Source organism: Actinocorallia libanotica (assembly GCF_039525175.1).
Classification (GTDB): Bacteria; Actinomycetota; Actinomycetes; order Streptosporangiales; family Streptosporangiaceae; genus Actinocorallia; species Actinocorallia libanotica.
This window is the reverse complement of record NZ_BAAAHH010000051.1, coordinates 25477-39356: the sequence shown is the minus strand read 5'-3', so window position 1 is coordinate 39356 and position 13880 is coordinate 25477. Positions and strand designations below refer to the sequence as shown.

Annotated in this window: 7 protein-coding genes; 1 reads left to right on the top strand and 6 read right to left on the bottom strand. The window is 70.9% G+C overall.

The window, feature by feature from the left end:
* Positions 1-490 precede the first annotated feature (490 nt).
* The 6 genes from holA to hflX all read right to left on the bottom strand — a co-directional run bounded on the left by holA (position 491) and on the right by hflX (position 12090).
* Positions 491-1438 (bottom strand): DNA polymerase III subunit delta, encoded by a 948-nt coding sequence (gene holA / locus ABD140_RS35885; RefSeq protein ID WP_344246727.1) that lies wholly within the window; start codon positions 1436-1438, stop codon positions 491-493.
* 813 nt (positions 1439-2251) lie between these two features.
* Entirely contained in the window at positions 2252-4432 is a 2181-nt protein-coding gene (locus tag ABD140_RS35880; protein ID WP_344246725.1) for a ComEC/Rec2 family competence protein, read from the bottom strand.
* Positions 4433-5698: 1266 nt separating this feature from the next.
* Positions 5699-6487, bottom strand: coding sequence for a ComEA family DNA-binding protein (locus tag ABD140_RS35875; protein ID WP_344246723.1), 789 nt, complete (start codon positions 6485-6487; stop codon positions 5699-5701).
* Between the two features lie 874 nt (positions 6488-7361).
* Entirely contained in the window at positions 7362-8198 is an 837-nt protein-coding gene (locus tag ABD140_RS35870) for a DegV family protein (protein ID WP_344246721.1), read from the bottom strand.
* 982 nt (positions 8199-9180) lie between these two features.
* The gene (gene hutI / locus ABD140_RS35865; RefSeq protein ID WP_344246719.1) at positions 9181-10392 is read right to left on the bottom strand and encodes an imidazolonepropionase; all 1212 of its coding nucleotides are present in this window, start codon (positions 10390-10392) and stop codon (positions 9181-9183) included.
* Between the two features lie 282 nt (positions 10393-10674).
* Positions 10675-12090, bottom strand: a complete 1416-nt coding sequence (gene hflX / locus ABD140_RS35860; RefSeq protein WP_344246717.1) for a GTPase HflX — start codon at positions 12088-12090, stop codon at positions 10675-10677.
* A gap of 185 nt (positions 12091-12275) precedes the next feature.
* On the opposite strand from hflX, the gene aceB reads away from it, so the two are divergent.
* Positions 12276-13871 carry a malate synthase A gene (gene aceB / locus ABD140_RS35855; protein WP_344246715.1) on the top strand — a complete coding sequence of 532 codons (1596 nt, stop codon included), beginning with the start codon at positions 12276-12278 and terminating at the stop codon, positions 13869-13871.
* The last annotated feature ends 9 nt before the right edge of the window (positions 13872-13880 follow it).

Genomic DNA, 13880 nt, shown 5'->3' with positions numbered 1-13880 from the left:
CCCAAGCCCCCACACCCCCCGCATCAGCCATCACGGACGTCCCACCGACCTCCCCCACCCACCCCGCACACCAGACGAACCACGCACACCCCGCGCGCACCAGGCGCACCAGGCGCACCAGGCGCACCAGGCGAACGGCGCACACTGCCCACACCGCGCACACCGCCCACATCGGGCGAACAACGCACATCGCGCATACGCGCCACGTACGCCAGGCGAACCACACGCACCACGCATACACGCCACGCGAGCCACGCACACCAGGCATACGCACCAGGTGCGCCAAGCGCACCGCAATGAACAACCACCCTGTTCGGCCCACCCGTCACAGGCATCGCGCCGCCCGGACGCCCTGGCAAGTTCAACGCACATGACCACGAGCACCGGCCGAAATGTGACATCCGGGATGCGGTGCTCGGGGTGCGGTGTTCGGTGGGTCTCCGGTTCTGCGGTCGACCGGGCTTCAGCCGGTTGTGGGTCGGTGGCGTCCTCAGCGGAGGGCGCGGGCGGTGACGATCTCCTTGACCGCTTTTTCGAGGGCGTAGGAGGCGTCGGCGGCGCCGCCCTTGACGGCACCGTCGGTCTCGGCGACGACGGTGAGGGCGCGGGCGATGCCGTCGGGGGACCAGCCGCGGAGCTGCTTCTGGAGGCGCTCGATCTTCCAGGGGGGCATGCCGAGCTCCTTGGCGAGGGCGAAGCTCTTGCCGCGGGCTCCGCTGACCTTGGCCAGGCCGCGGACGCTCTGGGCGAGGGCGCTGTTGATGAGCACGGCGGCGACACCGGTGGCCAGCGCCCAGCGGAGCTGCTCCAGCGCCTCGCCGAGCCTGCCCTCGACCGTTAGGTCCGCGACGGTGAAGCCACTGACGTCGGCCTTGCCCCGGTGGTAGCGGGCGACGGCCGCGTCGTTGATCTTCCCGCCGGTGTCGGCGACCAGCTGGCTGCAGGCCGACGCCAGCTCCCGCAGGTCGCTGCCCACGGCGTCCAGCAGCTGCTGGGCGGCGGCCGCGCTGATCGTGCCGCCGAGCCGCCGGACCTCCGCGCGCAGGAAGTCCAGCCGCTCCCCCGCCTTGGTGATCTTCGGGCAGGCGACCTTCCGCGCCCCCGCCTTGGTCCACGCCTCCAGCAGCGCCTTGCCCTTGACGCCCCCGGCGTGCACCAGGACGAACACGATGTCGTCCGCCGGACGCTTCACATAGGCCGTGACCTCGGCCGCCAGGTCCTTCCCCAGGTCCTGGGCCCCCCTCAGCACCAGGACCTTCCCGCCCCCGAACAGCGAGGGCGAGGTCAGCTCCACCAACCGCCCCGGCTCCAGCGTCGAAGGCGTCAGATCGACTACCTCGGTGTCGGGATCCCCCCGCCGCGCCTCCTGCACGACCTCCGCCACCGCCCTCTCGGCCAGCAGCTCCTCGTCCCCCACCACCAAAGTCACCACGTCCACCCCCTCAGCATGGCACGCCGCCCCGCCCCGTCCGCCCCCCTCACCGATTCCCCCCGCCCGAGGCCGCTCCCGCCCCGACCAAGGCCGCCCTCACCCTGATCGGGAAAACCCGCAACAACACCCCTACAGACACGAAGAGCGGAATGTCCGCCGACTCCCCACCCCTCCCAACGCCGTCACCACTCCTCCGAACAAGACCCCTGCGACCGGGAGCGAGAAACCTCGCCATCGGCCCCGCTCCCTTTCCCAGAGAGCTCGCTACGGACAAGAAAAGCAAATGCCGCCCTGACAGCACCGTCTCCTTCCCAAGGAGGCCGCTGCGGAACGAGAGCAGCGATCTCGTTGACGGCACCGACCCCTTCTGAGCGACATCCCTTGCAGATGTCGGGAGCGGACATTTGTCGGGAGCGGACATCGCGTCAGCCGCTCTCACCGCCCTCCGAGCAGCACCGCTACAGACGTGAAGAACGGCATGCCGCCTTGGGATACTCATCCCTTCCCGAGCAACACTGCTACGGATGCGGGTGCAGCTACCGCATCAACAGCCCCGTCCCCAGTCAGCCAACGCCTTTGTAGACATCGAGAGAGATGTCGCGTAGAGGCCTTCACCTCCTTCCTGGCAATAGCCGCCCTCTTTGGCAAAAACCGCTACGGACGTGAAGAACGGCTGCCGTGTTGGCGGCTATCACCCCCTTTCTGGATACGGTTTCGCGGCTTCTCCCCGACCCCTCGGGTTCCGGTTGTGGAAGCGTTTCGGGGACGTATGGGTATGGCCTCTTTGCAACGGACCGTCAGGTCGGCAGGGTGTCGGGGTCAGGAATGGGTGACTATTTCGATTCCTCCGTTCGGGGTGGTCACCGCGATGTCGCCGTGCTGGTCGGTGCGGTAGACGCGGATTCCGTGCAGCATTCTCAGCAGGCGTTCCGACGGGTGGCCGTAGTCGTTGTCGCGGCCCACGGAGATCAGGGCTGCTCGCGGCCGTCCCTCGGTGAGGAAAGCCGGCTCCTGGCGGGCGCTTCCGTGGTGGGGGACCTTCAGTACGTCCACCTTCGGCACCAGGCCGCGCAGCGCTCGCTGGCCCTCCTCCTCCAGGTCTCCGCCCAGCAGCGCGGTCAGCCCGTCCCACCTGGCCACCAGTACCAGGCTCGCGTTGTTGATCTCCGTTCCGCCGGCTCCTTCCGGGACCGCGCGCCCGCGCCGCGGCGCCAGCACTTCGAGTTCCAGCTCTCCGATCCGCAGCCGCTCGCCGGCGGCCGCCTCCGTCACCTGTACTTCGCCCTTCCCGGATTTCCGGAGCGTGCCGGGGGTCGGGAGCCGGGGCGCGGCGGGGAGGAGGCCCGCGGTGTGGAGGGCGCGGAGCTGGGGTGTGGCGGGGATGAGCGGTGTGCGGACGAGGGTGGTGAGGGGGCGGGAACGGGTGATGCCGGAGAGTCCGGCCAGGTGGTCGGCGTGGGGATGGGTGATGAGCAGGAGGGGGACGGCGCGGACGGACAGGCGGGAGAGGCAGCGGTCGATCAGGGCGGGGTCGGGGCCCGCGTCGACGATGACGGCCTGGCCGGGGGCGGCGTGGAGGACCAGGGCGTCGCCCTGGCCCACGTCGCAGGCGACGAGGCGCCAGTCGGTTGGAGGCCAGGGCGAGGCGGTCAGGCGGAGGGTGAGGGCGGCCAGTGCCAAGCCCGCCAGGGCCGCGGCGGTGAGCCTGCGGAGGGCTCGGTGGCGGACGGCCACGGCCGCCGCGATGGTGAGGACGGCCAGGAGGACCGCACCGAGAAGACCCTGATGCCAGGGGATCGTGCCGTGGGGGACCGCGGCGAAAGCGCGGGCCACCGTGATGACCCAGCTCGCGGCCCAGCCCGCGGGACGGACGGTCAGTGCCGCGAGGTCGGGGAGGAACGGGGCGAGCGCAGCCGTGAGGAAGCCGCAGACCGTCGCGACGGCGATGGCGGGGGCGGCGAGCACGTTGGCGGGGACGGCGACGAGACTGACCGTGCCCGCCAGCAGGACGAGAATCGGGCCGACGGCGGCCTGCGCGGCGAGGGGGACGGCCGTCGCCTCGGCCAGCCGGCGGGACAGGCCCGCGTCGGCCAGCCGGTCCCGCCAGCGGGGCGCCAGGAGCAGCAGCCCGGACGTGGCCGTCACCGACAGGGCGAACCCGTACGAGCGGGACAGGCCGGGATCGGCCAGGACCAGCACGATGACCGCCGCCGCCAGAGCGGGCACCCCGTGGCGCTCCCGTCCCGTGCAGACGGCGGCCAGCCCGATGAGTCCCATGACGGTGGCGCGCAGCACGCTGGGTTCCGTCCCCACGACGAGGACGAAGCCCAGCACCACTCCCCCGGCCAGCACCGCTCCCACGCGGTTGCCCAGCCCTGCCCTGCGGCCCGTCCACAGCACCACCACGACCAGGATCGAGAAGTTCGCCCCGCTGACGACCAGGCAGTGCACCAGCCCCGCCCGTTCGAACTCTGTTTTCAGCTCCGGATCGATCCCCGCGGTGTCGCCCAGCACCATGGCGGGCACGACTCCCCGCGCTCCCGGCTCCAGCCCCCGCACCGCCTCCCGCAGCGCGTCCCGCACCTTCGTCGCCGCCCGCTGGGCGGTTCCCGCCTCCTCGACCAGCACGGGATCACCGCGCGCCAGCACCACCGCCCCCAGCAGCTCCCCCCGCTCGGGCGCCGCCAGCCTTCCCCGCGCCCGGACGCGCTGTCCGCTCTCCACCTTCCGCCACCCGCCCTGCCGCGCCAGCACCACCACCGGCGTCCGCACCCGCATCCCGCCGTCGATCCCGACCCACACCGCCCGCCCCTCGACCACCACCATCCCCTTGTCCGTCACCCTCCCTTCGGCCTTCACCACGACGTCCACCACCGTGTTCACCCCCTTCTCCGCCGCCTCCCCCACCACCCCGCCCCGCACCGCGTCCACCCGAAGCCCCGTCCCCACCGCCGAAGCCGCCCCCAAGACCAGCACCACACCGACCAACCCCCACCCCACGAACCGCCCCTTCACCCCCTCCCTTCTCCCAACGCCCCCACCCGACAGCACCCCCTCACCACCCCCGCCCGACAGCACCCCCTCACCGTCCCCGCCCGAGACCCATCCCTCCACCTCGGCGTCCGCCTCCCTTCCCCCAGGGCCTCCCAGCGGCCCTCTACGACCACCCCGATCCCTCGACCACCGCTCCGTCCCCCTGCGCCCGTCACCGAACTGCGCCCGTACTCCCTTGCGACCACCCGTGCCTACCGACCGCCTCCCCTCTCCCCCGTTCCTCTCACCAGAACCCGACAGCAGCCCTCTACGACCATCCCGGTCCGTCGACCGCTGCTCCTTCTCTCCGCCCCCGTCCTCTCCGCCCCCGTCGCCAAGATCAAAACGCGTCAATGGGCCTCTGCGACTGCCTCGGCCTACTGGCTGCCTCCCTTCCCTCACGCCCCCTTCGCCGGAATCCGCTAGCGGTCCGCTGCGACCGAATCGGCTCGTCGGCCGTCTCTCGGCTTCTGGGTCTCTGCCGGCAGAACGCATCGGCAGTGGCTCGGCTTCGTCGCTTTGGTCTGTGTGGCCCTCGATGCCGTTGAAAACGGTGGAATGAGAGGCGGTTTCGGGAGTGAGCGGGGGGAGTTCCTCTTTCTGCCGGGAGATGGCGGCGGGAATGCGCAGGGGTGGTGATTCTTCTTCTCGAACGTGGGTGAGGGTCGGGTGAAGGAGCAAGAGCAGACCTGGGAGCCCGCAGAGGGCGGCTGTCAGGTAGGCGGTGGAGGGTGAGGCCGGCAGGAGGAGGAAGGCGGACGACCAGACGGCCAGGGCGGGAGCTACCAGGCGAAAGTCGGTGGCGGGTGGGTGGAGGGCTGAAGCCTCCTGGAGAAAGGGGGCGCCTTCCGGATGAGGGGCGCCTTTCACATGGGGAGCGCCTTTCGGATGGAGAGTGCTTTTCGGGTGAGTGGCGTCCGCATGGGGGCGGTAGGGCTTGGAGTCGTCGGCGTTCGAATGTTCATGGGTGTCCATGGGGTTCACGAGGATCCGCGGGTTTCTTCCGGGTCATGCTCAGTGGCATGGGGCAGGTGAAAGGGACTTCTGACCGCCGGGCGCGGGAAAGCGGGGACCGGTATGGCCGGACTCGTCGGGGCAGGCATGCTGATCAACGGATGCCCTGGCCCCCGGTCACCGGGGCTTCTGGAGAAGCGCGCAGAGGGGTCTGGATAGGCACGCGGGCCGGTCGGGAGGCGGCGGGGGGCAGAAGGGGGTGGGCCTTGTTCTTCGGGCTCAGGGGGGTGTGACATGGACTTTGTCCTTCAGGTCGGCGAAGCGGCGTTCGCCTATGCCGGTGACGTCCTGGAGTTGGTCGGTGGAGCGGAATCGACCGTTTTGGGTGCGGTGGTCGAGGATGCGTTGAGCCAGGACGGGGCCTACGCCGGGGAGTTGCTGGAGCTGGTCGAGGGTCGCGGTGTTGAGGTCGACGGGGCTGCCGGGGGCTGCGGCGGAGGTGTCCGAGGGCGGGGAGGCGGCCGGGAGGACGGGGGGCTGAGGGGTTTCGGAGCCCACGATGATCTGTTCGCCGTCGGTGAGTCTGCGGGCCAGGTTGACGGTGCCGACCTTGCCGTTCTTGCGCAGGCCGCCTGCCGCCTTGACGGCGTCGGCCACACGGGAGCCGGGTGGAAGCGTCACCACGCCGGGGGTCCGGACGTCGCCGGTGACGTGGACCACCAGGGGGTCTTCGGGCGGGGTGGTGACGGCCGGGGTGGTGACCGGGGTGGTGGCGGGCGCCGCCACGGGGTGCGCCTGAAGGGTGGTGGCGGGCACTGGGTCGGGCGGCGTGGCGGACAGGGGGACGGGTTGGGGTTCTGGACGGCTCGCCCAGAGCATGACTCCGGAGGCCAGGGCGGCGAGGAGCGCGACGACGGCCAGTGCCCGCCCTCCGGTGATGCCGGGGTCCCAGCGCTCCAGCATGTTTCCGAGGCCGGTCCGCGGCCGGGGCGGAGCCGTCCTCACCGGGTCGGGTCCGCGCCGCTCGTCCTCCCACGGTGCTCCTTCCGGTGTGAGCCGCCGGGTCATGTCCTCCTCACCCCCGTGCGCGAATCGTTCTTCTCCGGGTACGAGCCGTCGGCCTGTTCCCAGTGCCGTGCCGCCCAGGCCCTCCTCCAGCAGCCGCCTCCGTCTGTCACCGGACGGGCTTGAACCGGGCGTTCGGTGCCGCCCGTCGTCCCATGGCGGGCGTTCCTCCCGGGCGGACGAAGGGCTTTCTCGTGGGGAGTACCGACCGACGGTACGACCGGTATCGGGCTTTTTGGAGTAATGCTCGGGCTGTTCCTCCTCCGCGGCGGGGAGACGGGCATCCCTCGTCTCGCCCTTGCCCGGGAAGGTCCCGTGCATGAGGAGCCGACGGGCTCCGAAGGAACCGGGTGGCTGTGGGCCCGCTCGTAAAAACGCGGCAGGCGGGGCATCCGGGTACGCGCCGGAGAGGCTCGGCGCGGGGAGTCGAGACTCCGGGACTGCGGCACGGCTGCTCATGCCCCGAGACTAGGCACGCTCCGCACCGAAGAAATCACCGAACGTCGCTCTGTGGATAATCACCGTGATCGGCACCCGACATTCGAGCCCGCGGCACCACCTCACCACGGCACACCGGGAACAGCGCCACGACACCATGGCGCATCGGCACACGCGCCATGCCGACGGTAGACCAGAAGGCTGTGCCGCATCAGCGAATACGGGCTGCCCCGCCAAGTCGACGGCATGCGAATCGACCGCACCGTACAACGGCCTACCGGCAACCGCATCGCACCGCACAGCACCGATGGCATGTGAGACGACCGTGCCGCCTCAGTGAGGAGCCGTGAGGCCGCACGGAAAGGGGACCGCGCAGAAAGAGGCCGTGCGGGAAGGAGGCCGCGCGGAAAGAAGGCTGCACGGGAAGGATGGCGGGTGGTCAGACGGGGCTGACCGTTACGCCGAGGGTGCCCGGGCCGACGTGGGCGCCGATGACGGGGCCCACTTCGGTGACGTGGAGGGTGCGGAGGTTGGGGATCTTGTCGCGGAGGCGGTCGGCCATGGTCGCGGCGCGGGGGGCCGCAGCGACGTGCTGGACGGCGATGTCGACCTCCGCGTCGCCGGCGCGTGCCAGGACGAGCTCCTCCATGCGGGCCAGGGCGCGGGAGGAGGTGCGGACCTTCTCCAGGGGGGCGATCCGGCCCTCGGCGAGGTGGAGCAGCGGCTTGACGCGCAGCGCGGTGCCGAGGAAGCCTGCGGCGGCTCCGATGCGGCCGCCTCGCCGCAGGTACTCCAGGGTGTCGACGTAGAAGAGCGTGCTGCTCTGCTCGGCGCGGCGGCGGGTGACGGCCTCGACCTCGTCCAGGGAGGCGCCTTCCTCGGCGGCCAGCGCGCCGGAGAGGGCGGCGAAGCCGAGAGCCATGCCGATGGTGCGGCTGTCGACGACCCGGACGGGGACGGAGGCCTCCTCCGCGGCGATGTGCGCGCATTCCAGGCTGCCGGACATCGTTCCCGACAGGTGGACGGAGACGATGGCGGAGGCCCCCGTGCCGGCCGCCGCCTTATAAGCCTGGGCGAAACGTTCCGGCGAAGGGCGCGAGGTGGACACCGGTTGCCACTCTCGCATGGCTTCTGCCAGGTCGTCCGTCGTGACGAAACCGTCGTCGTAGGCGGCGCCCCCGATGACGACCTGGAGCGGGACCACCTCCACGTCGTGCCGCGCGATCAGCTCGGGAGGCAGATGAGCGGAAGAATCCGTGACTATCGCAACACCCATGTCCGCACCGTACCCAGAAAGCGTTAACCCCTCGTCACGTCAACGTGACCGAGGCGCTGCCGATTCCGGCTCACCGCAATATGTTCAAAACGACAAGACGGCGGGCTCCCCCACGAGGCCGCCGACCGCCGACGCCGAGCACGCCGCCGACCGCAACGGCCGCTGATCAACGTCCTCGGCCCAGCGACAGGGCATCGCGCCACCGGCGCCTGAGCCCCGGACCTGCCGCGCCCCGGCGACCCGACCCGGCCGAGAACCAGACCCGGCCAGAAACCGGGCCCCGCGAAGACCAGAACCGGATGGAGGCCAAGCCCGAACAGAGGCCGGGTCCCACGGAGACCAGAACCGAACGAAGATCAGGCCCCAACGCGGCAGGACCAGACGGAACCAAGCCCGAAGGGAAGCCAGGTCCGTAGACGCCGGGTCCCGCAGAGATTCGAATCCGATGGGGAGTCAGAACCGGACGGAAGCCAGGCACCGACGGGAGCCAGGCCCGGAGGGAGTCAAGCCCGGACAGAGGACCAACCCGGGCGGAGGACAGGCCCGGACGGAGGACCAGCCCGGAAGGGAAGCCAGGTCCGGAGGGAGGACCAGCCCGGGCGGAAGCCGGGGCCGGACGGAGGACCAGCCCAGAAGGGAAACGAGGTCCGGAGGAAGGACGAGCCCGAACAGAGGCCGGGCCTCGGAGGGAAGACGAGCCCGGACGGAAGACGGGACCGGACGGAGGACCAGCCCGGACGGAAGCCGGGGCCCGACCGGAACCGCACCTGAACAGAGGTCAGGCCCGAACGGAGGACCAGCCCGGAAGGGAAGCCAGGTCCGGAGGAAGGACGAGCCCGGGCCGAGGCCGGGCCTCGGAGGGAAGACGAGCCTGGACGAAAGTCAGGGCCGGACGGAGACCAGTCCGGGCGGAAGCCGGGGCCCGACCGGAACCGCACCTGAACAGAGGTCAGGCCCGGGCCGGGGTCAGGCCCGGACGGGGTCAGGCCTGGACCGGGGTGCCGCCTCGCCAGACGCGCAGGGCGCGGAGGCCGTAGGCCCAGGCGAAGGCGCCCTCGTGGTCGGCGTCCCACAGGACGATGTCGGCGTACATGCCGCGGGAGAGGGTGCCGCGGTCGGAGACGCGCAGGGCGGTGGCGCCGCCGATGGTGGCGGCGCGTAGGGCCTCGGTGACGCTCATGCCGAACATCGCGACGGCCAGGCCGACGACCAGCGGCATCGAGGTGATGCCGCATTCGCCGGGGTTGTGGTCGGTGCCGAGGGCGACGGTGACGCCGCGGTCGAGCATGGCGCGGACCGGGGGCTTGCGGCCGCCGCGCAGGGCGCTGCCGGGGCAGACGGTGGCGGTGACGCCGGCGTGGGCCAGTGCCTTGATGTCCTCCTCGGAGGCCTCGGTGAGCAGGTCGGCCGAGGCGCAGCCGGTCTCGGCGGCGACCTGGGCGGCGCCGCTGCGGTCGGACGTGCAGGCGTGGATGCGGGGCTTCAGCCCGACCTGGCGGCCGGTGTGGAGCATGATGCGCGCCTCGTCGGCGGTGAAGTGCCCCTCGTCGCAGTAGACGTCGACGCTGTCGGCGCCGGCTGCGGCGGCGTCGGCCGTCCACTGCCGGACGGCCTCCACGTATTCGCGGCGGCGGCCGAAGTACTCGGGCGGCAGCACGTTGGCGGCCAGCAGGGTGGCGTGGATGCGCGGCATGGCGGGCTCGTTCTCCAGCGAGCGCAGCATGCGGATGTCGGCGAGCTCGCCGTCCCGGGTGAGGTGGAAGCCGGTCTTGGCCTCGACGGTGGTGGTGCCCGACAGCACCCAGGAGCGCAGCCGCTCGCGCACGCTGTTGCACAGCGTCCAGGGGTCGGTCCCGCGGGTGACGGTGACGGTGGAGCCGATGCCGCCGCCGGCCGAGGCGATCTCCTGGGAGCTGGCGCCGCTGGTGCGCATCGCCAGCTCGGCCCAGCGGTTGCCGGCGTAGACGGGGTGGGAGTGGGCGTCGATCAGCCCGGGGGTGACGAGCCCGCCGCCGAGGTTCTCCACGTGGTCGACGTCGACGATGTCGTCGATGACGCCGGGCACGCTGGAGGGGAGGTCGGACGCCTGCCCGGCCCACACGATGCGGTCCTTGTGGATGAGGATCGCGGCATTGCTGCAGACGTCGGTGCCGGTCCAGAGCCGTCCGATGTTCGTCAGCAGGCGCACCGTCATGATGGGTTCACCGAACCGTCCGCTGGGAGGGATCGACCGGACGTCAAGAGCCACCTGCTCTCGTTCGTGCCGTCCGACTGGATGCCGGGTGGCGGGTACCGACCGGTGCTCGGCTGAGCACCGGGAGCGACGAGACCGGAGATATCGGTTTCGTCACGGTAGTGCACGTCAGGCCCGCCATACAACCTCTTGACACCAAACGTGGCACGGTCCGGGAAAGTTCCTCACGACCATAGAACGAACGGGCCCGCGAAGGGGCCCGAACGCGCTACATGTAGCCCTTTAGTGACTCGAAGGAACCACCTCGAAGCCCTCCAGCTCCACCGCGAGCGCCAGCGGCACCCGCGCGACGAGCTCGGTGCCCTCGTCGCGGTGCTCGGTCTTGAGCACCTCGCCCTCGGCGTGCACGCGCGCGGCCAGCGCCGACTGGGCGTAGGGCACCAGCACGTGCACCCGGCGGTCGAACTGCGGCAGCTCGGCCTCGATCTGCTCCATCAGCTCGCCCATGCCCGCGCCGGTGCGCGCCGAGACCACGACGCTGCGCGGGTGCGCGCGCCGCAGCCGGGAGACGACCATCGGGTCGGCGGCGTCCGCCTTGTTGATCACGATCAGCTCGGGGACGTCCCCGGCGTCGACCTCGGCGATCACCTGGCGGACCGCGGCGATCTGCGCCTCCGGCTCGGGGTCGGAGCCGTCCACCACGTGCACGATCAGGTCGGCCTCGGCGACCTCCTCCAGGGAGGAGCGGAACGCCTCGACGAGCTGGTGCGGCAGGTGCCGGACGAAGCCCACGGTGTCGGTCAGCGTGAACGGCCGGCCCGAGGGCGTGACCGCCTTGCGCACGGTCGGGTCCAGGGTGGCGAACAGCGCGTTCTCCACCAGCACCCCCGCCCCGGTCAGCCGGTTGAGCAGCGAGGACTTGCCCGCGTTGGTGTAGCCGGCGATCGCCACCGACGGCACCTGGCGGGCGCGGCGCGTGGCGCGCTTGGTCACCCGCGACTTGGACATCTCGGCGATCTCCCGGCGCAGCTTGGCCATCCGGGTGCGGATGCGCCGCCGGTCCAGCTCGATCTTGGTCTCACCGGGGCCGCGGCCGCCGATGCCCACGCCGCCGGCCGCCCGGCCGCCGACCTGCCGGGAGAGGTTGCCGCCCCAGCCGCGCAGACGGGGCAGCAGGTACTCCAGCTGGGCCAGCTCCACCTGCGCCTTGCCCTCGCGGGACTTGGCGTGCTGGGCGAAGATGTCGAGGATCAGCGCGGTGCGGTCGATGACCTTGACCTTGCAGATCTCCTCCAGGGTGCGCAGCTGCGAGGGGGCGAGCTCGCCGTCGGCGATGACGGTGTCGGCGCCGGTGGCCAGCACCGTGTCCGCCAGCTCCTCGGCCTTGCCCGAGCCGATGTAGGTGGCCGGGTCGGCCTTGGCGCGCCGCTGGATCAGGCCCTCGAGCACCTCCGAGCCGGCCGTCTCGGCCAGCAGGGCCAGCTCGCGCAGCGAGTTCTCGGCCTGCTCGAGCGTGCCGTCGGTCCAGACGCCCACCAGCACGACCCGCTCCAGCCGCAGGGCGCGGTACTCGACCTCGGTGACGTCCCGCAGCTCGGTGGACAGCCCGCCCACCCGGCGCAGCGCGTGCCGGTCGGCGAGGTCGTACCCGCCCGTGGTCTCGTCGTCGTCGAACGGGCGCGAATTGAACTCAGTCATGTTCCTCCTGGCTGTACCAACACCGGACAGCTGCGGGTTCTTCCTCACTCCAGCCTGCCACGCGGGCACCCGGAAGTTCACCTGGGTTTCCCCACCCCCGCTTTGGAGCACGCCTCCGGGAAGAGCTAGTCTTTTCATTACTCAGAAGTAAGTTTTCACCTGGCGAAAAAGGAAGGTCCCGCATCATGGGCGTTGAGGTCACCGGACCCACCAACGAGCGCTTCGACGAGATCCTCACCCCCGAGGCCCTGCAGTTCGTCGGCACCCTCCAGCGCGAGTTCGGCGAGCGCCGCCTGGAGCTGCTGGCCAAGCGCGCCGAGCGCCAGAAGGCGATCGACGGGGGCGGCACCCTGGACTTCCTGCCCGAGACGGCCGGGGTCCGCGCCGACGACACCTGGCGGGTCGCCGAGCCCGCTCCCGGCCTGGTGGACCGCCGCGTCGAGATCACCGGCCCCACCGACCGGAAGATGACGATCAACGCCCTGAACTCCGGGGCCAAGGTGTGGCTGGCCGACCTGGAGGACGCCAACACCCCGCTGTGGAACAACATGATCGAGGGCCAGCTCAGCCTGCGCGACGCCCTCGACCGCACGATCGACTTCACCGACCCCAAGAGCGGCAAGACCTACGCCCTCAAGCCCGACGAGGAGCTCGCCACCATCGTCGTCCGCCCCCGCGGCTGGCACATGGAGGAGAAGCACGTCACCGTCGACGGCAAGGTGATGTCCGGGTCGCTGTTCGACTTCGGCATGTACATGTTCCACAGCGCCCGCCGCCAGCTGGCCAAGGGCAAGGGCCCGTACTTCTACCTGCCGAAGATGGAGTCGCACCTGGAGGCACGCCTCTGGAACGACGCCTTCAACTTCGCCCAGGACGCCCTGGAGATCCCGCGCGGCACCATCCGCGCCACCGTCCTGATCGAGACGATCCCGGCCGCGTTCGAGATGGAGGAGATCCTCTACGAGCTGCGCGACCACTCCGCGGGCCTGAACGCCGGCCGCTGGGACTACCTCTTCTCGGTGATCAAGAAGTTCCGCTCCCGCGGCGAGAAGTTCGTCCTGCCCGAGCGCAACGCCATCACGATGACCGCGCCGTTCATGCGCGCCTACACCGAGCTGCTGGTGCGCACCTGCCACAAGCGCGGCGCGCACGCCATCGGCGGCATGGCCGCGTTCATCCCGTCCCGCAAGGACGAGGACGTCAACCGGATCGCGTTCGAGAAGGTCCGCGCGGACAAGACCCGCGAGGCCGGCGACGGCTTCGACGGCTCCTGGGTCGCCCACCCCGACCTGGTCCCGGTCTGCCGCGAGATCTTCGACGGCGTGCTCGGCGACAAGCCCAACCAGCGCGACCGCCTGCGCGAGGAGGTCGAGGTCTCCGCGGCCGACCTGCTGTCGGTCGACAAGACCCCGGGCGAGATCACCGAGGCCGGACTGCGCAACAACATCGACGTGGCGCTGCGCTACCTGGCCGCGTGGCTGAACGGCTCGGGCGCGGTGGCGATCCACAACCTGATGGAGGACGCGGCGACCGCCGAGATCTCCCGCTCGCAGGTCTGGCAGTGGATCTACAACGGCGTCAAGCTGCCCGACGGCACCCTCATCACCCGGGAGCTGGTGGGCGCGCTGCTCGACGAGGAGCTGGCCAAGATCCAGGACGAACTGGGCGACGCCTACAATTCCGAGCGGTACAACCAGGCGGTGGCCCTCTTCAAGGAGGTCACCCTCGCCGACGAGTACAGCGAGTTCCTCACCACCCCGGCCTACGTCCGCTTCCCGTAGGTCCGAGAA